The 25,064-nt window shown below is 39.9% G+C and carries 18 protein-coding genes and 1 CRISPR repeat array; of the genes, 5 read left to right on the top strand and 13 right to left on the bottom strand.

Annotated features, from left to right (window positions below; all coding sequences use genetic code 11):
• The first annotated feature begins 74 nt into the window (after positions 1-74).
• The gene (locus JCM9152_RS00505; RefSeq protein ID WP_035339727.1) at positions 75-956 is read left to right on the top strand and encodes an AraC family transcriptional regulator; all 882 of its coding nucleotides are present in this window, start codon (positions 75-77) and stop codon (positions 954-956) included.
• A gap of 375 nt (positions 957-1,331) precedes the next feature.
• Here the strand turns inward: JCM9152_RS00505 and JCM9152_RS00500 are convergent, their stop codons facing one another.
• Positions 1,332-2,645 carry a DUF8487 domain-containing protein gene (locus tag JCM9152_RS00500; RefSeq protein WP_035339725.1) on the bottom strand — a complete coding sequence of 438 codons (1,314 nt, stop codon included), beginning with the start codon at positions 2,643-2,645 and terminating at the stop codon, positions 1,332-1,334.
• A gap of 41 nt (positions 2,646-2,686) precedes the next feature.
• A complete protein-coding gene (locus JCM9152_RS00495) occupies positions 2,687-4,150 on the bottom strand; it encodes a glycoside hydrolase family 2 protein (RefSeq protein ID WP_052015419.1) in 1,464 nt (487 codons plus the stop codon).
• Positions 4,151-4,338: 188 nt separating this feature from the next.
• Here JCM9152_RS00495 and JCM9152_RS00490 point away from each other — a divergent pair, with 188 nt between their 5' ends.
• Positions 4,339-4,728 carry a DoxX family membrane protein gene (locus tag JCM9152_RS00490; protein ID WP_035339723.1) on the top strand — a complete coding sequence of 130 codons (390 nt, stop codon included), beginning with the start codon at positions 4,339-4,341 and terminating at the stop codon, positions 4,726-4,728.
• Between the two features lie 204 nt (positions 4,729-4,932).
• Here JCM9152_RS00490 and JCM9152_RS00485 read toward each other — a convergent pair whose 3' ends face one another.
• The 10 genes from JCM9152_RS00485 to JCM9152_RS00440 form a co-directional block, all read right to left on the bottom strand.
• Entirely contained in the window at positions 4,933-5,541 is a 609-nt protein-coding gene (locus tag JCM9152_RS00485; protein ID WP_035339721.1) for a transglutaminase-like domain-containing protein, read from the bottom strand.
• A 108-nt stretch (positions 5,542-5,649) separates the two neighbouring features.
• The gene (locus tag JCM9152_RS00480; RefSeq protein WP_035339720.1) at positions 5,650-6,531 is read right to left on the bottom strand and encodes an aminoglycoside 6-adenylyltransferase; all 882 of its coding nucleotides are present in this window, start codon (positions 6,529-6,531) and stop codon (positions 5,650-5,652) included.
• Positions 6,532-6,715: 184 nt separating this feature from the next.
• Positions 6,716-10,073: a CRISPR direct-repeat array (repeat unit 32 nt; unit sequence ATTTCAATCCACGCACTCATAAAGAGTGCGAC).
• A 181-nt stretch (positions 10,074-10,254) separates the two neighbouring features.
• Positions 10,255-10,545, bottom strand: a complete 291-nt coding sequence (gene cas2 / locus JCM9152_RS00475; RefSeq protein ID WP_035339718.1) for a CRISPR-associated endonuclease Cas2 — start codon at positions 10,543-10,545, stop codon at positions 10,255-10,257.
• 10 nt (positions 10,546-10,555) lie between these two features.
• Positions 10,556-11,587 carry a type I-C CRISPR-associated endonuclease Cas1c gene (cas1c, locus tag JCM9152_RS00470; RefSeq protein WP_035339716.1) on the bottom strand — a complete coding sequence of 344 codons (1,032 nt, stop codon included), beginning with the start codon at positions 11,585-11,587 and terminating at the stop codon, positions 10,556-10,558.
• A complete protein-coding gene (cas4, locus tag JCM9152_RS00465) occupies positions 11,584-12,243 on the bottom strand; it encodes a CRISPR-associated protein Cas4 (protein ID WP_035339714.1) in 660 nt (219 codons plus the stop codon). The genes cas1c and cas4 overlap by 4 nt, the downstream gene beginning before the upstream one ends.
• On the bottom strand, positions 12,233-13,084 hold the full coding sequence (cas7c, locus tag JCM9152_RS00460) for a type I-C CRISPR-associated protein Cas7/Csd2 (protein ID WP_035339712.1): 852 nt from the start codon (positions 13,082-13,084) through the stop codon (positions 12,233-12,235). The genes cas4 and cas7c overlap by 11 nt, the downstream gene beginning before the upstream one ends.
• Positions 13,081-14,964, bottom strand: a complete 1,884-nt coding sequence (gene cas8c, locus JCM9152_RS00455) for a type I-C CRISPR-associated protein Cas8c/Csd1 (RefSeq protein WP_035339710.1) — start codon at positions 14,962-14,964, stop codon at positions 13,081-13,083. Before cas8c ends, cas7c begins: the two co-directional genes overlap by 4 nt.
• Positions 14,965-15,675, bottom strand: coding sequence for a type I-C CRISPR-associated protein Cas5c (gene cas5c, locus JCM9152_RS00450; RefSeq protein WP_035339708.1), 711 nt, complete (start codon positions 15,673-15,675; stop codon positions 14,965-14,967).
• A gap of 405 nt (positions 15,676-16,080) precedes the next feature.
• Complete coding sequence (locus tag JCM9152_RS00445; protein ID WP_035339706.1) at positions 16,081-18,492, bottom strand: CRISPR-associated helicase/endonuclease Cas3; 2,412 nt, start codon at positions 18,490-18,492, stop codon at positions 16,081-16,083.
• Between the two features lie 116 nt (positions 18,493-18,608).
• Positions 18,609-20,057, bottom strand: coding sequence for a family 43 glycosylhydrolase (locus JCM9152_RS00440; RefSeq protein ID WP_035339704.1), 1,449 nt, complete (start codon positions 20,055-20,057; stop codon positions 18,609-18,611).
• Positions 20,058-20,294: 237 nt separating this feature from the next.
• Between JCM9152_RS00440 and JCM9152_RS00435 the strand changes: the two genes are divergently transcribed.
• The 3 genes from JCM9152_RS00435 to JCM9152_RS00425 all read left to right on the top strand — a co-directional run bounded on the left by JCM9152_RS00435 (position 20,295) and on the right by JCM9152_RS00425 (position 23,949).
• On the top strand, positions 20,295-21,179 hold the full coding sequence (locus JCM9152_RS00435) for a pectinesterase family protein (RefSeq protein ID WP_035339703.1): 885 nt from the start codon (positions 20,295-20,297) through the stop codon (positions 21,177-21,179).
• Between the two features lie 61 nt (positions 21,180-21,240).
• The gene (locus tag JCM9152_RS00430; RefSeq protein ID WP_035339702.1) at positions 21,241-21,621 is read left to right on the top strand and encodes a DUF1761 domain-containing protein; all 381 of its coding nucleotides are present in this window, start codon (positions 21,241-21,243) and stop codon (positions 21,619-21,621) included.
• An 840-nt stretch (positions 21,622-22,461) separates the two neighbouring features.
• Positions 22,462-23,949 carry a potassium/proton antiporter gene (locus JCM9152_RS00425; RefSeq protein WP_035339701.1) on the top strand — a complete coding sequence of 496 codons (1,488 nt, stop codon included), beginning with the start codon at positions 22,462-22,464 and terminating at the stop codon, positions 23,947-23,949.
• Positions 23,950-24,042: 93 nt separating this feature from the next.
• Here JCM9152_RS00425 and JCM9152_RS00420 read toward each other — a convergent pair whose 3' ends face one another.
• Positions 24,043-24,996, bottom strand: a complete 954-nt coding sequence (locus JCM9152_RS00420; protein ID WP_035339700.1) for a formylglycine-generating enzyme family protein — start codon at positions 24,994-24,996, stop codon at positions 24,043-24,045.
• Positions 24,997-25,064: the final 68 nt, after the last annotated feature.

Here is a 25,064-nt window from a genome sequence, read left to right as displayed (position 1 = left end):
GGTTTTGATCTAGTCTAAGGTTTGCTATACTAGTAGAGATACTATCATTTATTTTTTCAAATATGGAGGATCATATGAAAAAGGCTGATGGATTCGCTGCAGAAAAGCTATACATTTTACCTGAATATATCGAGGACGACTTACATAAGCATGCACTTCTCAAAGAAGGCTATATGAGTGATATCGGTTACTTTCCAGATGCGACTCATCATTATCGGAAACGAGAAAGAGGATGCCCTTCCCATATTATGATCTACTGCTCTGCAGGAGAAGGGTGGATTCAATTAAAACATGACGATATCATTCACATAAAGCCTCACACATTTTTCTTTTTACCGGCTCATACAGCTCATACTTATTTTGCCGATGAACGGAATCCATGGAGCATTTATTGGTTTCATATAAAAGGAGACAGTATTTCTACATTAGCACTTGAATTGAACCTTTCTCGCAAGCCGATTGCCATTTCCTACAAAGAAGGCTCGCTGTTCATTCAATTGTTCAATCAATGCTATGATTTCATCTCACATAAGCCGTATTCAGTCGAGCATCACCTTCATCTCACTCAAACAATTCGTTACTTGCTCAGTACGATAGCTATGAATACGTATCAATCACATGATACCGAACGCAAAACTGCTTATATAGAAGAAGCGATTCTATTCATGGAAAATCATCTTCATACGTCGATATCACTTGAAGAGATAGCAAAAAAGGTGCAGCTCTCAAAGCAACACCTTAATCATATTTTTAAAGAAGCAACAGGCTTTCCGCCGATTGATTATTTCTTAAGATTAAAGATCCAACGCGCCTGTCAGCTACTCGATTTAACCGCGTTAAGCATCAAGGAGGTCGCCTCCGACATTGGCTTTAAGGACCCTTATTATTTTTCACGCATGTTCAAAAAAATCATCGGTCAATCGCCCAGTGACTATAGAATGACGCTAAAAGGCTAAGGCGCAAAACAATAGTTTCCGTCAAAGAAAAGTCCAAGCTTGAGCGAGCACGAAGGGAGCCTCTTTGCGGACTTTCAGAATGCGATGAAGGAACCACATGCAACTGACTCTCGTATTCACCCGTAACTCTGTGTCGTCGTGAAAGAGCGCACGCCCATATGGCATTCTCGTGCCCCTAATTAGAGAAAAAATCGCAGCACAAGACGGAAAGGGAATCCCCCTGCCCCTATTCAAGCAAAAATCGCGTGAAATGAGGCATAAATGCCTAAATAGAGGCATGAAGAAGCCGTAACGTCGTGAAAAACTGAAATACAGAAAGAATAGAGGAATGAGGAACCTCAAGCAGCGTTAGAGAACAGGCTCTCACCCCCGCCCTCAAGTGACCGTCTGTCCATTCACTTTACACATTCGAACGATTTCACCAACCGTCAGCTGCGCATTAGGTTGAAACGATTCGCTTAAGACATAATTTAATATCATTTGGAACAGATAACTATTTTCCGGACGTTTCAAGTCATTCGTTGCATACGTTCGAAAGCTAGAGACAAATAACTTCCCTTTACCGACTTTCGCTTCAAATGCATAGGCTAATCTTTTCATTCGGTGGAAATTATCAACGACCTCAACGATCGGCGCAACTTGCGGAACATTGTCTAGACATAGGGCTGCTGTCTGATCGACAAGATGATACCATTGCCAATTGGACATCCCATCATGTGGAAAATGATTGAATACAGGATGCTCATTCACAATCATCCCCATTGTCGTACTGGCTTGAGTCGGAAACCAAAGAAAGTTCCAAAAGACCGGCAAATATTTCGTATGCACTTCATCATATTGATTACCCGGCTTTGCCATTAACCATACCGAACCACCATCTAATAAAAACTGCAACACATCACGCGACAAATATTCTGTAATCGCCAATCGAGCGTCTTCCTTCTTATAACTACGCTCTTCAATCCCAATTAACTCACCGTACGTTGCCCCATATAATAAGGAATTCAGCTCTTTCATATTCGTCCAAATCTGTTCTGTACCTATAGGTAAAGGCTTTCGTGGGTAGGACCAGAAATCCCACTCATTTTCTAGTTTTATTCCAGCGTATTCAAACGTGACAGATAGTAAATACTGAACTGGTCGATCCTCTACTGCTGTCATACGAACTGTTTCAAATGCATGAATCATACCTGCTTCAAGAGAGGATACGGATTGCTCTCCTTGACTTAAAAGCGTTTCCCCATCATGGATTTCCCACTTAAGAACACCTTGATCAATTCTAGCACCAAAGTTGGAAAGCTCCAATGTAGCCTCTAACTCTTCTCCTCCATAAAACGTTCGGCGATCAGTTCGCATAAGCAGGACACGTGCATCATTAAACTGCTTAAACTCCTTTGGCTCAATTACACCTTTACGATCCCAAAACACATCTAATACTCCTGTTGTTGCATGCCCTTGACCAGGAAAGTCACGAATATCTAATAGCTGAATCCCAGCTAGCTTCGACGTACGTCGTGCCCTTTCCATAATTTCCTTATAGGAACGTACCATATGCACGCCCGTCACCTGCTTAAACTGCTCAACTCGTTGCTCCCACCCTTTTGCCTCGAGAGATTGCTTAAACGAATCAAGCCACGCTGACTTTAAATGTCCAGTGAACTTCTCTTCAATACTTGGATCAATGTACATCGTAAACTGACCGTGCTCATGTCCAATAACAGGCTTCTTAGTTAGCTTGGCAATTCACGATAATCCTCAGTCGTATTCGGTGTACCTGCGTATTCTAATTCATAAGGTGGATGCCAATTTAATGACTGAATATAAAAATCCCCTTGACGATCATGTGCCGGCAGCTGTCCAAACCCTGTATTATCAGTATAAATACGCGAGGAATCGATCGAACGAGCAAGCTCGACTAATTCATTTAGCTCCTCATGACCGCTAGCATCAATTAACTCATTCCCAAGCGATAGCATGACAAACGAAGGGTGCTCATTCAACAATTCCAACATCCGAACGAGCTCTCTTTTGAAAAATGACTGTACATCCTCTGGTGGTTTCACACTCCGATCAAGATAATGAAATGACCAATGAGGAAGCTCGGTTTGCACAAGCATCCCCTCTTCATCTGCTGCCTCCCAAAAAGGCTTTGGTGCTGACCAACCATGCAAGCGAACATGATTAAAGCCATGCTCCTTCGCGATTTTGAATTGCTCCACATAATGAGCTTTGTCCCAAACAGGATACCCCGTTAATGGAAACACACAACAATCGACATATCCACTCAAAAAAACTGGCTGATCGTTTAATAAAAAATGATGCCCCTCCGTCTGAAAGTGGCGTACTCCAATCCTCTTTTTAATGCAATCAATCACTGAGCCCTCTTGATAAAGCGAACATTCAACATCATACAAAGCTGGAGAACGATCTGACCAAAGTGTTAAATCCAATTCGTTCAAGCTCAAGTCGAACTCTACTTCAACCAACGAATGAGATGGTTGAAGTTCGATGTCTGTTTCAACCACTTTCATCACTTCTCCGCTATTCTCCCTAATGACGACCGATAACTGACAATCTCCCGTTTTGGCATTACGAATTTCAGCTCGCATACGCCAAGAACAAACTTCCTTTTCTGGGTAAAAGGAAACACGCTCCAAATGAGTGACAGGTAAGCTCTCAATGACTACTCCACCCGTAATTCCCCCCCAATTCGTTGCTGTGTGATACGAGTGAATATGACTCTCCATTAAAGGAATATGCAGACGATTATCTATTGAAATCACAAGCGTTTGAACTTTGCCATACTCAATAAACGACGTCAGATCAAACCGTTGATCCGTTACAAGACCTTCCCCTTTTCCTACAAACTCCCCATCCAACCATACATCCGTAAACCAATGAACACCAGATAGTACTAGATAGTGGTGCTGATCACTCACGAGCTTAGACGAATCGACCTCAATCCAATACCAAGTCTTGCCGATATATTCTCTTTCTTTTTTCCACGTTCCTAACGGCTCATGCTCACTTACTTCCCCATAGCCTTGCTCCTCCCATGAACCGGGTACTTGAATCGTGTGACCTTGTTCAAAAGGAATATCTTCAATGGATCGATCATCGTTAGGGTCTAAGCAAAACCCCCATGTGCCGTTTAACGAAAGTGACGTTCGAGCAGCTTGTTTCTCAAAGCCCATGAATATAACCCTCCCTATTGTTCTGCTTGTTTGTTGTTATTGTAACGCTTACAAAATAACTTGACCATTCACTATGACAGGAACATGATGGAGGATTTACGGATTTTTACCCTTTTAAAAAAATAAACACGAACCCTTATCTAAATGGTATAATTTACCTAACCTATTCTAACAAGGCGGTGTTTAAATTGAAGCATCTTCTTTTTCATGTGTCTAGAATTCTGTTAGGTGTTATCTTCTTAGGAGCTGGCATCAATGGTTATTTTGTTATTCTACAGTTCGATCCTTTCATCCCTACTAGTCCCGAGGCAATGGCCCTATTTGAATTTCAATATTTACTCGTTGCCGAAAAAACACTTGAGGTTATTTGTGGTGTCTTACTTTTATGTAATCGCTTTGTACCACTTGCTGTAGCCTTATTAGCTCCAATCATAGCAAATATTGTCTTACTTCATGTATTTCTTGATCATTCTCTACTTCCATTAGCCATTGCTCTTCTTTTACTTCATGTTTATTTACTTATTTACTATAAGAACACCTTTATGAAGCTCCTTGAAAAGCAACCTCCTGTTCCTTAATTGAGTCGTGCGTAATTGATTGAGTTGATCTGAATACAAACTTTATGCTCTCTTATTTATTAAAATAAGAACCGAGAAGACATAGTGATAAAGGACACCAAAAAAGGTAATAGCCAAACTTTTTTGGTGCCCCACGATTTTGTCTTTCTCGGTTAAATCGTCTATGCTGTTCACCATTGCACTCATTTCGCAACATTGGAATCCTCACAACCGATCAGGCAGATGATTTCGATACAATTCAATAAGGTTATCGTCATCCTCCAATGCCGCAATCACTCTTGCATGAGGACGTACATAAATAACCGGATCATCCTGTTCACCGTACTCTCGACGAACAGGGAAAGCTAATCTTTCTTCACCAAGAGAAAACTCCGCCTGAACACCTTTTTTATTTCCACGTGCATCAATCCGTACCCAACGATCCAACGATTGCAAATAAACAGCATTAAAGCCATGTAGACTATAGCCTTCCTCTGGTGTATCAAAAAGCATTAACCTTTGATAGCAAAAGCCTGTCGGAATTCCAGCTCCTCTTAATAGCGCAGCTAACAAGTTCGATTTAGCAAAGCACATTCCGTGCTTTTGCTCTAATACTTCTGATGCTCGACATGTCACATCCGTAGCTTGAATGTCCCATGAATGATCAATTTCATCCCTAACAAACTCAAAAGCGACCTTAGCCTTTTCTACATCCGATTTGATACTAGAAAACAGCTCAGCTATTTTCGCTTGAATATCCTCATGTAAATAATTACAGCAATCTAACTCTTGTACATATAGATCGAAATTCGACACTTCCGGATTTACGTTCATCGGGCACCTCACATAGAATAGTTTTATTATAAATATACATTTTAATTTATTTTTATTCAACAAAAAACCACGCTCGATTGAAACGTGGTCCTTCCTATAACTATAAATTCATAAAATGTCTTCCGCATCAGCAGGTAATTCTCGTACTCTTTGTAAATACATCATCATATGATGATCATTTTCTTCTGGATACACATACCCGAAGTGAACCCCAACATCTCGAGCTAACGATCGAAACAAGTCACAGCTTACAAAAACAGATTCCCACATCATTTCATCTTCCGCATTGGAAAATGTCTTTTTATATAATTGCCAATATGATTCTGGTAAGTATCGTTTTATATATTTCCCATACTTCCCTGTTGACAATTGATAACCATAATGAACGCCAATCCACCAATTTACCATACAATCCACTCGATACCTGATCGTTTCTTCAAACATCCCTTTCACATAAGGCAGTTCTTTCCGCCATAGTCCCTTCGCCACATTTTGCAGGCACCACCAAAAATCATTCGTGCAACTATTATATTGACCTTCTGACGGGCGTTGAATGTAATAATCTTCATCAGTCGGCGGTGGAATAGAAGGAAGAATATTATCCTTATCTAACAAAGGTATCGTTAAGCGATCTTGTCCATACACTTGCTTCATCGCCTTAATCGATTGCAAACTTAGATCAATCCGATTCCCATCAGTAAACAGCATTAAATAGGCATACCGACTAGAGAAATCAACGCTTCTCCCTAGCCCTTTATCTAACCAATCAGGCTCTTGCATGATTAAAATCTCCCCAAACACCTTTAACCACCGCTTATCTTCTATAAAAGGCTTCGTCTCCTCTACTACATACACAATATCAAAATCTTGAAATATATCTTTTGGTACATTAGGATTTGTCCGTGAGCCATTCATATACACCGCACGAATACGTGCATCGTTCTTCGCATAACCTGTGATCGTTTCAAGCATTGTTTTTTCTGTACGCATATGGCCTCCTTTTAACATTGATAACAGCGACTCTGTTATTACCAATATGTATTTTTATTTTAACTATTAGAGTGCGACTACACCCTTAGACAGTCCCCCCCTAAACACGCTAGGATTTCAATCCACACGCACTCATAAAGAGTGCGACTACAACACAATCAAAACTCAACATGCTTTAGATAAAATTTCAATCCACGCACTCATAAAGAGTGCGACACTTGCAGAGGGTTCATTAACAACCGTTTATTTTATTTCAATCCACGCACTCATAAAGAGTGCGACGTCGATGTGGTGTATGACCATTCCTTCTTTTAACATTTCAATCCACGCACTCATAAAGAGTGCGACGTCGGAACAGTGGCACCACTTGGTAATCGATCGACATTTCAATCCACGCACTCATAAAGAGTGCGACGCAGAAGGAGCGTTACGATTTAAGTAGGTTCTTATTTCAATCCACGCACTCATAAAGAGTGCGACCTATGATAAGCATATACGGGTCACTAAAGAACAAGATTTCAATCCACGCACTCATAAAGAGTGCGACATAATTCGATCAGCAGTGAGTGACAAATTGATAATGATTTCAATCCACGCACTCATAAAGAGTGCGACAGACGGAGCAAGAAAAACAACAAGAAGCATTGCAATTTCAATCCACGCACTCATAAAGAGTGCGACTAATTGGAGATGCTGACAGCTTTGACAATGCGAGAATTTCAATCCACGCACTCATAAAGAGTGCGACATTATACAAACGAACAAACACACGGACATTTGAAAATTTCAATCCACGCACTCATAAAGAGTGCGACTGAATTAAGTGATGTTGACGGTCTGAGTAATAATATTTCAATCCACGCACTCATAAAGAGTGCGACCTGCAATGTACGTTATTTTCGTCTACAACGTTAGCATTTCAATCCACGCACTCATAAAGAGTGCGACGAATGATGGCGACTGACATCGTACCTGATTTACTGATTTCAATCCACGCACTCATAAAGAGTGCGACCATCGTTCCAGTCTAATTCGCGCTCATCCTTTTTAATTTCAATCCACGCACTCATAAAGAGTGCGACACAGGAACAGCGGACACAGGAACAGCGGACACAGATTTCAATCCACGCACTCATAAAGAGTGCGACGGCGAGATGATAGCCAAGTTGTGTCACTAACGGTATTTCAATCCACGCACTCATAAAGAGTGCGACGTTATCGCCATGTTAGCACAATACAACGTAGAGCAAATTTCAATCCACGCACTCATAAAGAGTGCGACGATGCAAATATTATAAGCAACTTAACCGATGTGGAATTTCAATCCACGCACTCATAAAGAGTGCGACACATTGTGTTATTATGCGCTAATTGCCACGCTGAAATTTCAATCCACGCACTCATAAAGAGTGCGACTGATTCATGGGAAAGTACATCAGCTGTGGAAGATATTTCAATCCACGCACTCATAAAGAGTGCGACAGTGACGGTAAGTTTGACATAGATGTTTATACAATTTCAATCCACGCACTCATAAAGAGTGCGACTACTTCTCACCTACTAATTAACAAACCCTTCGATATTTCAATCCACGCACTCATAAAGAGTGCGACACTTTCCACTGATGCACAGTTGGCACAAACAGTTATTTCAATCCACGCACTCATAAAGAGTGCGACATCATATGGGTGATTACACAAAATTAAGGGGGAATATTTCAATCCACGCACTCATAAAGAGTGCGACTGATGATGTTAGGGCATTTTACGTCCAGAAAGAGATTTCAATCCACGCACTCATAAAGAGTGCGACAAACACAACAAAAAAGCCAAGATTAGTAAACAGAATATTTCAATCCACGCACTCATAAAGAGTGCGACGTGGCGTTATGTTGTGCCATCGAGTAACGGAATAATTTCAATCCACGCACTCATAAAGAGTGCGACGACATAGATGAGCTTGTATCAAAAGTACAAAACTTAATTTCAATCCACGCACTCATAAAGAGTGCGACGGGAGCTTAGTCTCCCTTTAAGGAGGATAAACGTATTTCAATCCACGCACTCATAAAGAGTGCGACCTTTAGCTCCTCTGTTTCTTCTGCTACAATAGCCATTTCAATCCACGCACTCATAAAGAGTGCGACAGGCTTCTTTTTGTATGTTCAATAGTTTGTTAATATTTCAATCCACGCACTCATAAAGAGTGCGACTGTTATTTGTTCCTGTTTCGGCTTGTTCTTTTGTTATTTCAATCCACGCACTCATAAAGAGTGCGACGTCTAACAGACATAAGACCAGTTACTGGGTAGCTAATTTCAATCCACGCACTCATAAAGAGTGCGACGATTCTCATAATGTAGATGGCACGCTTATTTCCATTTCAATCCACGCACTCATAAAGAGTGCGACTATATGTACTGGCCAACTCAAAGCAACAAGCCGGAATTTCAATCCACGCACTCATAAAGAGTGCGACAGTAATAAAAGCTAAATGGATGACTTTATACGGCACAATTTCAATCCACGCACTCATAAAGAGTGCGACACACAAGGCGAAAAGATGACCGACCAGACGGAAATTTCAATCCACGCACTCATAAAGAGTGCGACGTAAAAGGCGTAGCGTCGGGCGTACTGCCGTGGATATTTCAATCCACGCACTCATAAAGAGTGCGACGGTGACTAAGTTGAAATTAGGAAATAAAGAAATAATTTCAATCCACGCACTCATAAAGAGTGCGACACGACGTAAAAATCGCCCTGCCATCCGTCAATAAATTTCAATCCACGCACTCATAAAGAGTGCGACGATGCTCGTAATTGTATCGATTTACTTAATTATCGATTTCAATCCACGCACTCATAAAGAGTGCGACCGAGTTTCTAATACGCAAATCATCGGACGTAGGCATTTCAATCCACGCACTCATAAAGAGTGCGACGAAACGCCTTGACCGCTGATTCCGTTTGATCGCCATTTCAATCCACGCACTCATAAAGAGTGCGACGCGGAAGTGCTCCCATGAGTAACGACTTATTTTCATTTCAATCCACGCACTCATAAAGAGTGCGACCTGGCTCGCTACTGCAAATCGATAATAAGCGGTTATTTCAATCCACGCACTCATAAAGAGTGCGACGCCTTTTACTCCACGAATACTCGACCCTTTGGCACATTTCAATCCACGCACTCATAAAGAGTGCGACTGTATTTCGATAAGGCGTTCTAAGACGTTGGCACATTTCAATCCACGCACTCATAAAGAGTGCGACTCACCCAAACAAGTAGGATTACTCAAAGCCAAAGTATTTCAATCCACGCACTCATAAAGAGTGCGACGACCTGCTGATGTTCCAAATTGAGGTCTGCTATCAATTTCAATCCACGCACTCATAAAGAGTGCGACGAAAACGCACGAACGATTGCTCTTTACGCAAATAATTTCAATCCACGCACTCATAAAGAGTGCGACTCGACCGCACCACTTAGAAGTGGAGTTGATCTAATATTTCAATCCACGCACTCATAAAGAGTGCGACTGCGAATTTTCAGCATTTGAATACTTAAAACATCAAATTCATCTTAAAATTCGCTGTAAAAAGTTTCAATTCAAATTAATTTATACATTATTTATAAAATAAATCACACATTTCCACATAATCTTCTTCAATTTCAGTGCGGGTACACTACATTTTTTATGTTTACTTATAGCTCGCACCTCTAGAAAATAAGTGGATCTTCCAAATCAATTGATTGTTTAGCACCAATGTGTTCAACTTTTGTTTTATAGTTGTTTCCTAACCTATAATAACGCAGGCTATCTTTTTCTTTATCAATCAAACTTTCTAATTCAAGTTTTAATGTTTTCAACTGTGTAGAGTCGACAATACACTCAAAGACAGAATTTTGGACCCTCTGCCCATAATTTTGACAAACCTTAGAGACTTTTCGTAACCGCCTCGAACCTCCTTCGCTTGACGTTTGTACGTCATACGTGATTAATACCAACATATCACATCACCTACTTCCATAGAAATGGTGGATACTCATCAAGATCTCCACGAAGGTAACGAGCTAATAACAGAGATTGTACATAAGGGACTAACCCCCAAGAAATCTTCTCTCCTAAATATGGGTGAGTAATCTTATCTTGCTTTCGTGTTTGCCAAGCTTTCAAAAATGCCTTTCGAGCATCATCCGTCATTAAAACAGCTTCATTTTCTTTTGCATAAAAGCTATTTGCCTGAATTTCTTGACGGTTAATTAATGAGAGCACAAAACGATCAGCATAAACACCTCTTAACTCTTCCATAAGATCAAGAGCCAGTGAAGCTCTACCAGGGCGGTCTTGATGCATAAAGCCTACATAAGCATCGAGACCAACCGCTTCTAATGCAGCTGCTGTATCATTGGCTAATAATGTATAAGCAAAAGACATCATAGCATTAACCTTATCTTTCGGAGGTCTTCTAGAACGCCCTTTAAATATAAAGTCTTCCTTCTGTTGTAAAATCATTTGATTAAACACTTTATTGTAATAAAGAGCAGCTTGCCCCTCCCATCCACGAAGCATCTCTAAATGATCACATTTCCGAACTTCTTTCATAATCTTTGAAAGAAGTTCGGAGGTCGTTTTGAACTGTTCAACATCTACACGTAAAGGATGTTCTCTTGTCATACGTTCGATTATCCATTTACTATTGTAAACCTTCCCAAGTATAAAATTACGGGCGATCTTCGTCGAATCTTGATCGTTTTCAGACATGCGATATTGTGTCTTTCTTAGTACAACATTACCACGACTTTGTCCAACAACTCTAGCTAAAAAGCGCCCGCTTTTTGTTAAAAAGCAAAGTGAAATGTTTTTCTCAGCACAGTAACCCATAAGAGCAGGACTTGCTCCAGTGTAACCAAAACTAACTATACCTTCTAAATTATGAAGAGGGACTCTACCTAGTTTTTCTTGCTCTTTTAACAAAACAACATTATCACCATCCAGTGATAAATAAATATCAGGCTGAGTGACAAATAATGTATTTAAAAGCTTTTTCATTCACTCAACCTCCCCTCAATGTAACTTTTAACCGAACGTTTATTCATCAATTTCGGTAAACAAATGTGCTGTAAGGAACAACTTTTGCAAAATGGTCCTGTTTTCACTTTAGGTGTGTAACGCTTATCATAATAATGATGCATTTCCTTAGCCATTTGTTTTACTTTTTCTCTTAATTCGTCTGTTATAGGCACTTCCACACGATGTTTAATTTCATTATAAAATAAGTAGCCTTTCGTAATTTGACAAAGAAGCATTTCTTCGAGACAAATCGCTTGAGCCGCAAGTTGAATAATATCCTCGTCACCTTTCTTTGGCTTTCCTCTCTTATATTCAACAGGATAGGCCATATAAGTGCCTTTAACTCCATTAAGGTGAACACCATTTGCATCTTCAATAAATTCAACCACATCGCAAATCCCACTAATTCGTAATTCCTTTGATTGGATTGGCATAGCTCTGACTGTTAATTTACTTCCACGCTTTTCCTTAATAAAAGGTTGATCAGCTTTTTTGTGTAAGTGCTGTCCTTCAACTGTCTTTACATTCTCTTCCCACTGTTGTTCAATGTGAATCAGCGCCCACTGCCTTTTACAAAACTGGAAATGTTGAAGCCCTGACAACATTAAATAACGATCTTCCTCATTACTGGCCATCAATTTCCTCAACACTGAGTCCGTCTAATTCGAATAATTCAATTGAATAATCTTCAAAGCTAGTCGGCGTATCTGATTTTGATTGAATGTTTAATGAACGATGTACTTTAGCAGATGAATATTGGCCTAATTTGGAAGTATGTTCCCACCAATAGACTTTATGCACTTCCATACTGCCGTCAGGACGTGCCGACGAACTATCATTTTCAAAAAGAGTAATAAGAGCTTGCTTGATTTTTTCGGCATCCTCATTTGTAAATCCTGTTTTTTCAGCAAGCTGTGTATTGATGCTTCCTTTAAAGACGTATACACCGAAATCGACACGATGCTTCATTCCCATTGTATCTGAGCTTCGTTTTTCCCCTGTCACCGAGTTCACGCTTTTTGTAATTTGTGTACTAACAATATCAATTGGATCAATACTTGTCGCTGTATGAATGGAAACAGGTCCTCTTACTCCAACGGAAAGTTGAGATCCTTTAAAAGCAAAGACCTGTCCAAAACTACGTACATCAACCCATTGCTCACAGGCAATTTGTGCAAAGCTATCAGAAGATGCACTTTTATCCTTTAACATTTTTGCTAACTCAGGGTTTGAATCCGCACGATCTCGTAAACTTTTAAAAGAATCATTTCTTCGATCATCAGATTGAACAAACACCGGTTCTCCCATATCTAGTAACCGATTACGGATCTTCCGCTTAATCGCAACATCTGAGATCTCTCCTTTCCCGTCATAATTTTGCCTCGGCCGATTCCCATTAAGGGGATCTCCATTTGGGTTAGCTTTTGTAACAGACAACACTACAGCAAAATCAATTTTATGATCAAGTGTACTCATTCGGTTGTTTCCTCCTCTTTTTTCTTATACAATTCACGACGTTGACTATAAAATCCTAATAAATACTTCTCGGTTAACGGTGTATTGTTAAAATCCTCAATGTCAAACTGATCACTAATCTCATCAATGATTTTTGATAAGTAAGTAGCTTTTGTACCTAACTTCGCTTGATAGGGCTGCAAGCTTTCTTGAATTGTTTTCCACGTACGTCCTGGATTCTTTGAAAAAGAATTCATATAACGTATTGCATTTGTTGCTCTTATTTCTTCCTTACCTAAAGCCCCACGTTCTAACACATCGGCCACTGCAAGCAATCTTCCAAATAAATAGCTACGGTCTCTTGAAGCTGTATTCAATGGCACATTCCATTCCTCCTTCATCCCCATAAACATTTTACGAATTAATGCACATGTAATAGTCAATGTTTTTTCCCATTCCCAGCGTTCCATAGAAACTGGGTTCGAAGCCCGCAGAAACGCACTTCGTACAATATCTTTTGGTACAGAGCGTTGATCGACTATGCACGGAATCATGCGTTCCATTAATCCTTTAACTACTTTATCACTAGCTCTAGGACCATACGCGGCAAATGCTAGATCTCTTGTAGCAGGAGCGCCATAAAACACAACAAACCCTTCCTCATCCTTGCGATAGCGATGCTCCCATGCACAGGTAGTGTGCCAGTTTGCTAATCGGTCTAAATAAAGTCCCTTATTCATATTACGGTAATACAAAACAGCCATCCTACCTGTTGTCGCTGAATCAAGCACGAGAATATTCACATCAGGTTCATATGTGAGATCATGACGATAACCATCAATGGCTTTCTTCACTTCACCAGCAAAAATCTGACCTGTATCTGGCTCTCTCTCAATTTCTCGATTGCTATGCCGCATAATATCCATTGCGTCTTCTTCAGGTCCAGGAATGACTTCATTATCATGACTCCAGACAAGAAACACTCTATTATCAATCACTTTCCCTTGTCGATGAATAAGCCACTTTAATGCATTATGAGCTTTTTGCGACACTTCATAACTAATGCCTACTGCTTCATTGCTTGTTTTGAACCTTCCTCTAAAGGTAAAGCCAGTATTATCATTTGCTGAGATTAATTTCGCCTTATCAGCAGCATGTCGTATCTTGTTAGCATGACGTTCCGTACTCGGAAGCCGTTCACCTGTGACGAAGCATACATCCTCCTCACCAAGCTTTTCATTATAAAAGGCAATAAAGGAATCATACATTTCTTTATCCTTCCAAACGTCATCCTCTGATTCTGGATGATAAACCGTAAATCTTATAAATACACTAAATTGATCTGTTGCACCACTAGAAAAGATGGCTGGCTTTTCTCCTGTTTTGTCTTCATGCTTCTTATTCCACCTTTCAATTAACTTCTGATGTTCATCCACGACTAGTACATGCTTTTCAACTAAATCTTCAATCAGTGTCCCTTTCTTTAAATAGTTATACATACACGTCAACTTCTCATTCGTGTAAGGTGAATGTGCCCATTCTTCCAAGTTTTGAATATACGTATCAAATGGAACTTGGTCTTGATTTTTGATTTTCCCACCATACTTCACAAAGTCTCCTGCAACATAACTAAGTTTATCGTGCAAAGGATACGGGGCTATTTTAGAGCCCGATCGACTAGAAGCTTCTTCTGTACAAGGAATGAGCGTACTTTCTTTGTTTAGAACCTTCGCCTCAAGAAAATCACCATCCTCATCGATCACAACTTCAACATGGGCATTTTGCGTCGTATGAGAAATCGGTAATAGCGCATACTCTCGATCGCCTTGTTTCTTAGCCACTACACCAACTTGATCCAAATTCCTTTCATATGTTTGATATAATTGGTATAACCAACTCACTTACTCACCCCCTATTTCACGAATCATTTCCTCAACAGATAGAACTTGATCTTGATCAAAAGACTTCGACTTCATTTCTTTAATCGGTCGGACAATTGTGCACTCTTCCGGTCTCGGAAATTTCAAATACCCTTGTTCCATAACCGCTGACCATAATCTCACTTCAAATTGATCACGACCCGTTTCATCCGGATAATTAAAGCCATGAACCATCGTACCTAAATGGTGTGATCCTTGACCATCATAGAACCCTCTATCATGACCAAATTCACACGGTTCAACGTACGCCTGGCATTCCCTTGCCCCTAGAAATATGTCCCGACGCCCTCCTGCATTTAATGAACGTTGCATGATGTTAAAATGCTTTCCTTCATTTCGGTCATACTCCATTTCAGGACGGTTATAATTAAATTCAAAGTGAGCTTTTACTTGATAATGGACATCTTTTAAATACGTATAATTAGCAAGCGTATTTCCTCCTCCATATTCAATCGGCCTAATCCCTTTTGATTCCATCTGAATCGGCTTCATCACTCGAAGCTCGTCTACTACAAAGAGAATGGTTGGCTTCCAATAAATCGATTCAACTATTCCTTTCAAAGCCTGGTAAGTTGGCACGCTATAGGATAACTTCTCCCCACCAATTTTCGTTAATGGATCTGTAAACAGAGCATAATCACCAAATACTTCAAATTGAATTTCATTTTTCATAGTAAGCATTCACCTCCTTCATCTAATTAACCATTTGCCTCTTAGAGTACTTTTATCACTAAGAGGCAAGACAAGTCTATTTGCGCATTTCTTTCAAGATATCTACTATTCCTTTCAAAATATATAAATATTCTTGATCATGATGCTTTACCTGCTTACAACCTTCATTAGTTCTATCACTAAGTTTCATTTTCAAAATTCCCAGCCCCCCTTTCCACCCTTTTCTAAAGTATGCAGAAAGGAGCAAGTGGTTCTGGATTTCTACTTCATTTATTATTATTTTTGAACGGCAATCTTTTTATCTTCTAAAAATGAGATCAAACACATATTCATTTATTAATCGCATTAAGCGTGGATTGAAATAAAAAAAATAACAAATGGAGATTACTAGGATTTAAGGCGAGGTTAGTAAAACAAATGACTCATCTCGCCTTCACCATTCCTATCTACACCGTACTCTTCACTGTACCAACCTTCCTTTAACTCATACATCATGCCATCAAGGTGCATGACGATGGCATTTTCTTTTTTCAATTGCTCCAATTCATTCGGATACAAATTAACAGAATATTGCTGTGCCTTTTTTAACTCTTTAGATAAATCATCTATTAGCTCTGCACTGTTTAAATTTGCAATGATCCCACTTCCTTCTTTATACGGGACAAGTACAGACGTTGTATTTTGGTCGATGACTTGAAAATGCTTCGCTGCCGTTAAGTAACTTCCATTTAACAAAAGTGGGAACCTTGTCCCTATTTTCTTTTGATAATAAGATACATAACTATTTTCTTGAGCGAGCGACATTAATAACCTCGTCATATCTTTTTCTACCTCAGAGACAAAATAACTGAGACTCGTATCCATCTTCCGGTAAAACTGAGAGAAGTATTCATGCATAGCTTTTGGCAAAAGTAAATTCCCTTCATATTTATCCGGCTTCTTGTTAAAGCGAGCCAGAATGTTACTTGATATCCCCTTCCCAACCTCTATCTCCTTTAACTCCGACAAATTTTCCTCAGAATGATCAATCACATAAACATTCTTCACTTCATTCTCACCATGACGATTACACCTTCCTGCCGCTTGTGCAATCGAGTCGAGACCGGCAAGTGAGCGTACGACACATTTAAAGCTTACGTCCACACCAGCCTCAATCAATTGAGTGGTTACGCAAATAAATGGCGTATTATCGTTCAGCATCTTCCTGATCTCTTCTAGCTTTTCTTTCCTATGGGCTGCACACATCGATGTACTTAAATGAAAAACAGGTAATGATCCACCCTTTAACTTCTCGTATAACTCTTTTACAACACGTTTGGTGTTCAGAATGACTAGTGTACTTCCCCATAATCCGGCGTTCTCTTCCATCCATTCTACTAACATATCATTGGTCATCGGCTGTTCTGTACGATCAATGACCTCCACTCTCTTAAACGCTTTCGCTACTTCTGGAAGATTTTCAACGATCTCTCCATCACGATTTTTTAATAAACTGTGTTTCACATTTTCAAGAGTTGGTTGTGTCGCTGTACAAAGGAGAATACTGCAATTTGCATCTGCTTTAAGAAAATTCAAGGCTTCATTGAAAAGGGACACGCATTTTGTCGGAACCTTTTGCACTTCATCAAAGATCACAATAGAATGGCTTACGTTATGAAACCTTCTTGTATTGCGATTCCCTTTTGCATAAAAGACATTCAGAAATTGCACCATTGTCGTAAAAATAATCGGGCTGTCCCAATTATCACGCGCTAATTTGAGCTTTTGCTTTTTCGTTATCATGCCATCTTCTTGCTCGTCCCCGGAGTCACGTTCAGTTGGATCGTCTTCTACAACATTTGAATGGTGCTCTAAAATATGCTCATCTTCTTCTAAAATCGTTCGAATTTCTTTTGCATTTTGTTCAATAATTGTGGTGAATGGTACAACATAAATAATCCGTTGCTTATTAAATTGCTTAGCATGCTTCAATGCATACCTTAAACTTGCTAGTGTCTTCCCTCCGCCTGTTGGAATGGAAAGCGAGTATATCCCCGAAGGTTTATTCGCAAATAATTCGCATTGTTCTGACATTTCAGTGCGTAATTGATTAATAGGATAATTTGCTTCTGGCTTTGTGCGGAAATAATCAAGCTTTGTTATTAATTGATCATAATACTTGTCGAATAGAATAGAATGATCGCTCCGTCCCTCGGCCTTTCCATCTTCAAATTGTCTCGTATTCGTTCGGTCGGCATCTATTAAACAACTAAAAATGAATTTAGTCAAAAAGAAACTTTGCGTAGGACTATAGTCTGTTTTCTGTTCCAGTTCCATAACGGCAGTAGTAATATACTTATCAAAAGCTGATTGGTTAATTGTATCTTGGAAAAACCTCTCCACAGCTTGTTCATATTCTATGAGTTCTTTCTCTTCGACTCGTTTTAAAAATGGTGATTCAACATCAGGGGATACATAATCTTGAAGGTTTGAGTGATGAGATATAATTGCGTTAGCTACTATTTCAGATAGTAGCTTTTCATAAGGTGTATTCATCGTTTGATGTAGTTTTTGAAAGAGCAATCTTCCACCTGCACTAGAGTGATCCACTTGTCCTCTTTTTTTATTTTCTAAGTCAGGATGAAATACTGCTTTATGAATGTAATCTTGAAATTCATCGCTATATTTACCAAGGTCATGTAACAAACCAGCAAGTCCAGCTACATGTTTTAAACCTATTTTTTCACCATATTGCTCAGCCAAGTGTTGCACTTCACATAAATGGTCCTTTAATTCTTGGATCTTCCTATCTTTTTCGCGGATATGGGCTACATACATAGGCAAATCTCCTCAAAATATTAGTTAATACTAGTATAATTGACATGATTAAACATGTAAATAAAAGAAAGGATAAATGACCGAAACCTCTGTCACTTATCCTTTCTATTACTAATTCACACCTCCAACTCCCGATAAACAAAATCGGAAAAGTACACCTCACCCTCACCAACCGCGTCCAAGCCAATCCGTAAGCTTAAAAAGCCTCCAAACGTATTATGATGAAAGCCCGAGGAATCGATGACTTTGTCATACTTCCGCCAACTCTCTCCTTCCCCTCTAAAATAGAACGAAACGATATTGTCAACGTTACGAATACGCAAACGGACAGTCTCACCTTTATAGGACTCTTGACTGTACATTTTAAATGTCCGAAAATGTCGGACTCCCTCCTGTGTCGTAGCTAAGCCAAACAACGCATTCGGGTCATAATACAAAATAAAATGCGCGGCTGCCTTACCAACGACTCGCACTGAAACCTCTGCCTCATACTGACGATGTCCAGTCATATATAGAATCGGTGATGAGGCTGACCTCTCCTTATCCTTTCCTTTCACCATAAGCTTCCCTTTTTGACATGTGAAACGCTCTTTATCCGGTTCTCCAAACCATTGCCAATGAAGACCTAGTTCATTCTCATTAAATGAGTCCGATGTCGGAAACCCATGCTTACCCGCTTTCCCTGCTGGCTTTCGGAGGATTTGCTCAGCGTTTATGGAATCAGGAACTTTAAACCAGCCATCTTTTGTCCATTCAATCGGCAATAGTAACGTTTGCCGACCAATTGTATGAAGATGATGCTCATACGCATGAAACACCATCCACCAATCCCCGTTCGGTGTATCAATTAACGTACCATGACCTTGTGACCACCATTGCTCCTCTTTTGAGTTCGTCTTAAGAATAGGGTTATAAGGAGAATGCTCCCAAGGCCCCCAAGGAGTTTTCGAACGAGAGGCTGCGACCATATGACTGGTTGGCGGTCCTGCCGTCCCTCCAACTGCCACTGTACAGTAATAGTAACCATTATAATGTGTAAATTTCGGTCCTTCAGGACTAAATCCCTCAACCTCCCATTCATCGGGATAACGCCACGGCTCATACACATGTTGAATATCACCTACAACCGATAAACCGTCATCCGCAAGCTGAACCATTTTACCACCTGATAGATGAAGATAACGCTTATTGTCTGGTCCAACTACATGACCCGGATCGATGTAAGATGTTTCTAAGTTAATTGGCTTACTCCAAGGCCCTTGCGGATCTTTTGCTGTTGTTACCCAATTCGTTCGATCAGCCGGAAAGTAAATATAAAATAAACCTTCATAATATAACAACTCAGGAGCCCAAACATCTCCATTTAAATGCTCTAAAGCTGTTCCAATCGCCTCCCAATTGATTAAGTCCGTTGAATGCCAAATAATAAGCCCTGGTACATATTTATACGATGTATGTACCATGTAATAATCTCCCTCTACCCGTACAATAGAAGGATCAGCATAATTACCTCTTAATATCGGATTACGAAATGTCCCATTGCCGAGATCACCACTTACTGTCATTTTAATTCCCCCTCTGATTTAAATAATAAGCATACAACGTCAATTTGTAAGCGATTACATATCGACACCAAGCGTTCTATCCATAGATTATCGAAAAGAATGAATAACAGCTATAATCATTGTCTTATGTCTTCATAAACCCTTACGAAATCAGCTTCCATATTCAACATCCAAGCTAAAGATTATACGAAACAAGTATAATTAAACGTATAACATTAACGAAAGGAGCCTACACCTATGTCCCTAATCACAGTAGCAAAAGATGCTAGTGGCGATTTCCCAACGATTCAAGAAGCCATTGACTCCGTACGTGTTCATCCTTTAGATCCTGTAACGATCCTAATCAAAAGCGGTCATTATCACGAACGTATCTTCATCCCAGAAAACAAACCTACTCTCACGCTCATGGGAGAAGATAAAGAAAAAACGGTGATTACGTATGACAATCATGCCAACATGCTGGATGAAGACGGAAAACCAATTGGAACGTTTCAAACACCGACGATGAACATCCTTGCCGATCATACCCGATTGAAAGATTTGACGATTCAAAATATAGCTGGTCGTGGTGAGGACGTTGGGCAAGCGCTCGCCTTATCTGTCTCAGGCGACCAATGCTATTTCGAGAACCTTCATCTATTTGGCTATCAAGACACACTTTATGCGTGTAAAGGACGACACGCCTTTTGGCATTGTACAATTGCAGGAGACATTGATTTTATTTTTGGAGCTGCAGAAGCTATTTTTCATCAATGTACGATTCATAGCTTAAGAAGAGGTTATATAACCGCGGCCTCTACTCCAGCCAATCAACGATACGGCTTCATCTTCCTTAATTGTAAACTAACCGGTGAGGCTAAGCCTAACTCTGTCTATCTTGGACGACCTTGGCGACCTTATGCTCATACGCTTTTTATCAACTGCTGGATGGGCGAACATATTAACCAAACAGGTTGGGATAATTGGCGTAATAAAAGAAATGAACAGACCGCTCGCTATGGTGAGGCTCATTGTAAGGGACCAGGGGCTATTTCTAGCAAACGAGTTCAGTGGGCTACAGAGGAGGCCAATCTAGCAGAAATCGAACACCGACTTTCTTGTCTTGAAATAGAAGAAGTATGAACCAGATAGGCGTATGGTATAATAGGTGCTATTCAAACTAGCACAGAAAGAAGGGATCGCATTGTTTTTTGCAATTTTAACTGGAATTATTTTGTATATGGCTCTCGGTATGCTTTATTATTCTCCGCTATTATTTGGAAACCGTTGGGTGCAATTATTAAACATTGAGGTTGGAAAAATGAATATTGGGTTGCTGTTGCTTTCGACCATCTTATCGAACGTCATCCTTTATAGCATTCTCCAACTATCTCAAAGTGAAACATTAGTAGACGGTGCCTTAATCGGCGGTGCTATCGGGTTGATAGTCGCCTTTGCATATGCAAAGGATTTTCTATTTGGATTAGGCGAAAAGAGCCATAACGTATTCTTACTTTATTTGATTGCTGTTGGCTATCATGTCATCGCCCTAACGATTATAGGTGCTGTGATGATGTTTTTTTAAAAGCAAAAGGATTCCTCATTCCGCTATTTAAGCTAAATATGACCAAAAAAGCCATAAAAGCCGAAAAAGAGAAATGAGGAATCGCATACAGCACCCCGTCCTATCAGTAAAGCTCCTTCTCATCCTCAGATACTAAACCCTTCTCTAACCCTTTCTATTCACTGAATTTCGTATGTCAGCTCATATTAAAACAGATCATGATTCACCGCTATTCGAACTTGCATTCATATCGCTTCACTCGCTTTTGTTTGATATGATAAGATTAATGAAACAGAGAAGTGACGTACATATAGAAATGAAAGCAATAGTCCTTACGAAAGAGGTTTAATAGACGATTGATGATATTGACTTTTCTATTATTAAAGAATGGAAGAAAAACGGACGAATGACGATGAAGGAGCCTGACTCAAAGGTGCTTATGACTCCTTAAGCCGTTAATGTTTATGTTGAAAAGCAAGGAGATGCAAAAGTGATCGATATGTGTATTCTGCCAGTGTAGATCGTGAGAGAAATTAGGTCTGACCACTCATTTATAACCATTTATACGAAATCCATTCACCACGCACTAATGCTAACCTTCTTAAAGGAACACCAGTGCCTCCATCATCCAACAGCACAAAATTAGTGGAGGTGGCTGTTATTTAGTAGAATTACGATTCCCGTCTTACCAGGAATTGAATGTTTTTCTTAGGACATTAAAGCTATATGCAAATGACAAGCTATTAATAGTCATTTCTTAAACACCCGCTGTGATATTGTTTTCCCTGTCGACAAAATGTGGAAACCATTGACATGATTTATTCAAATACATAATCCTAAAATAGGGGGAAAGCCATTTTGATGTTTCTTGAAATCATTCATACGAATACCTTTGTACTAATTGGAGCATTACTGCTTATAAGCGGTGTGCTCGTAGCGAAATTCTCTACCCGTTTAGGGCTTCCTGCACTCGTTCTATTTATTCTTATTGGCATGCTCATCGGTAGTGATGGATTAGGGTTTATTTATTTTGATAATCCAGGGGTCGCTCAAACTATTGGGATCTTTGCCCTTATCATCATTTTATTTGAAGGTGGAATGCAAACGAAATTCGCGACAGTGCGCTCAGTTATTGTCCCTTCCATTTCGTTAGCAACACTCGGCGTCATTTTAACCTCAGCCATTGTTGGCTACGTAGCATTTTGGCTATTCGATATTACGTTGCTAGAAGCTCTACTATTCGGGGCTATTGTTGGCTCCACTGATGCTGCCGCTGTTTTTGCATCACTTAAAGAGCGGAACATCAAAGCTAAGATGGGGGCAACACTTGAGGCTGAATCAGGCACAAATGATCCAATGGCTGTCTTTCTCACGCTATCTTTTATCGAACTTATCTTATTTCCAGAAACAAACCTTTGGTCATTAATTCCCTCCTTCTTTTGGCAAATGGGAATGGGGATTGTCGTTGGAATCATTGTCGGTAAGCTGGCCTCCTATTCGATCAATCGAATTAACCTAGAATCGAGTGGCTTGTACCCGATCTTTGCTATCTCCTTTGCGTTATTGACCTATAGTGTAGCAACGACGATAGAGGCTAGTGGCTTTTTGGCTGTATATGTTGCCGCTCTTGTAATTGGAAACGCTGAATTAACTTATCGCTATTCGATCTTTCAATTTCACGAAGGATTTGCCTGGATGGCACAAATCCTCATGTTTATTATTCTAGGATTACTCGTCTTTCCAGCACAACTCATCAACATAACCGTAATTGTGAATGGTCTAATCTTATCGATTGTCTTAATGCTATTGGCTCGACCTATTGCTGTTTTTCTATCAACTATTGGCATGAACTATACGCTGAAGGAAAAGCTCTTTGTATCTTGGGCGGGACTAAGAGGTGCAGTCCCAATCGTTTTAGCGACTTTCCCTGTCGTAGCAGGGTTAGATAACGGACAGTTGTTCTTCAATGTCGTCTTTTTCATTGTGTTAACTTCAGCTCTTGTCCAAGGTTCATCGATTTCATTTTTTGCAAAGACATTAGGTTTAACTGGTCCGAAGAAGGATACTCCACACCATTCATTGGAGTTAATTTCAATGGGGAAGGCTAATGCTGAAATGGTTCAATATCAAGTCCACGAAACATCCGCTATTGTTGGTCAAACATTGCGTGATATTCAATTTCCGAACCGAGTCACAATTAGCGCGATCGTCCGCAATGAAAAGCTCATTTCCCCATATGGCGATACAGAAATTATGGAAGGTGACTTCTTATACATTCTAGTTTCCCGGAAATATAAAGCGGAGTTGAAGAAAGTATTGGAAAAGAAGAAGAAGGAAGGTTCTTCATAATGAGAGACTGCCTAGATAGGAGAAGCTTTGTCTCGATCCTATCTAGGCTTTTCTTTGCAATAATTTGTCCAGAGATTCATATAACAAGCTTATTTAGTGTATATCGATTGCGCAACGAAATCCTAAGTTCCCCGTTGAACTATCAGGTGTATTCTTGCTTCTCGCCGCCACTCTATAACGATTACAATATGATTGGTGACATAGATATGAACCGCCTCTCATGACACGTTCCACTCCTATCTTTGGTCCAATAGGATTGTCTTTCTTTTCGTTATGCTCGTTCGTAAACCAATCAGCACACCATTCCCATACATTACCGACAACATTATATAAACCATACCCATTTGGTTCATAAGCATCAACTGGAGCTGTGGCAAGGTACCCATCTTTTCCGGTATTATTTATTGGAAACTCCCCTTGCCAAATGTTACAAAGATGCTTTTTTCTATACATGAGCTTGTCACCCCAAGGATATCTCTTCTGTACTAAGCCTCCCCGAGCAGCATACTCCCACTCTGCCTCAGTCAAAAGTCGTTTTCCAGACCAAGTGCAATAAGCCATTGCATCATTCCAAGAAACATGTACAACCGGATGATACATTCGATCAGCAATTGATGTACCTATACCCTCAGGGTGTTCCCATGTCGCACCTTTCACCGCTAACCACCAAGGTGTTCCTTCAGGAGAACCTATGACATCTTTTTTTATTTGATTACTTACAAACAAGTGGAAGACAAACGACCAACCAAATTGTTCAGCGTCGGTTTTATATCCTGTTTCCTCAATAAATTCTTTAAACTGTTCATTCGTTACTGTATACCGATCAACTGCGAATGAGTCCACATTAACAGAACGAACAGGTCCCTCTCCATCTAGCTTATACCCTTCTTCATCATCTGTTCCCATTAAAAAAGTCCCTCTTGGAATTGTAATCAAATTATCTATATGCCTCTTTTTAGAAAATGTCTTACTTTGCGTTATTTCTTGCGGTTCTGGGAATTTTTCAATGCTTTCTCTTTGTACTCCACAGCACGATTTGGGTTCCATTTAATCACCTCTATATTAACAACTAGCTCAAAATATATATGCTATAAAAGGAGCCTCCCCTTCATACA

It is taken from the genome of Halalkalibacter hemicellulosilyticusJCM 9152 (assembly GCF_000513115.1).
GTDB lineage: Bacteria > Bacillota > Bacilli > Bacillales > Bacillaceae_D > Halalkalibacter > Halalkalibacter hemicellulosilyticus.
The sequence above is the reverse complement of the archived record's forward strand: the minus strand, read 5'-3'. Positions and strand labels throughout refer to the sequence as shown.

Bases quoted from the DNA above. Each gene is read 5' to 3' on its own strand.
- JCM9152_RS00505 (WP_035339727.1), top strand. From the start codon at position 75: ATGAAAAAGGCTGATGGATTCGCTGCAGAAAAGCTATACATTTTACCT.
- JCM9152_RS00500 (WP_035339725.1), bottom strand. From the start codon at position 2,645: ATGTACATTGATCCAAGTATTGAAGAGAAGTTCACTGGACATTTAAAG.
- JCM9152_RS00495 (WP_052015419.1), bottom strand. From the start codon at position 4,150: ATGGGCTTTGAGAAACAAGCTGCTCGAACGTCACTTTCGTTAAACGGC.
- JCM9152_RS00485 (WP_035339721.1), bottom strand. From the start codon at position 5,541: ATGAACGTAAATCCGGAAGTGTCGAATTTCGATCTATATGTACAAGAG.
- JCM9152_RS00480 (WP_035339720.1), bottom strand. From the start codon at position 6,531: ATGCGTACAGAAAAAACAATGCTTGAAACGATCACAGGTTATGCGAAG.
- cas2 (WP_035339718.1), bottom strand. From the start codon at position 10,545: ATGTTGGTATTAATCACGTATGACGTACAAACGTCAAGCGAAGGAGGT.
- cas1c (WP_035339716.1), bottom strand. From the start codon at position 11,587: ATGAAAAAGCTTTTAAATACATTATTTGTCACTCAGCCTGATATTTAT.
- cas4 (WP_035339714.1), bottom strand. From the start codon at position 12,243: ATGGCCAGTAATGAGGAAGATCGTTATTTAATGTTGTCAGGGCTTCAA.
- cas7c (WP_035339712.1), bottom strand. From the start codon at position 13,084: ATGAGTACACTTGATCATAAAATTGATTTTGCTGTAGTGTTGTCTGTT.
- cas5c (WP_035339708.1), bottom strand. From the start codon at position 15,675: ATGAAAAATGAAATTCAATTTGAAGTATTTGGTGATTATGCTCTGTTT.
- JCM9152_RS00445 (WP_035339706.1), bottom strand. From the start codon at position 18,492: ATGTATGTAGCCCATATCCGCGAAAAAGATAGGAAGATCCAAGAATTA.
- JCM9152_RS00440 (WP_035339704.1), bottom strand. From the start codon at position 20,057: ATGACAGTAAGTGGTGATCTCGGCAATGGGACATTTCGTAATCCGATA.
- JCM9152_RS00435 (WP_035339703.1), top strand. From the start codon at position 20,295: ATGTCCCTAATCACAGTAGCAAAAGATGCTAGTGGCGATTTCCCAACG.
- JCM9152_RS00425 (WP_035339701.1), top strand. From the start codon at position 22,462: ATGTTTCTTGAAATCATTCATACGAATACCTTTGTACTAATTGGAGCA.
- JCM9152_RS00420 (WP_035339700.1), bottom strand. From the start codon at position 24,996: ATGGAACCCAAATCGTGCTGTGGAGTACAAAGAGAAAGCATTGAAAAA.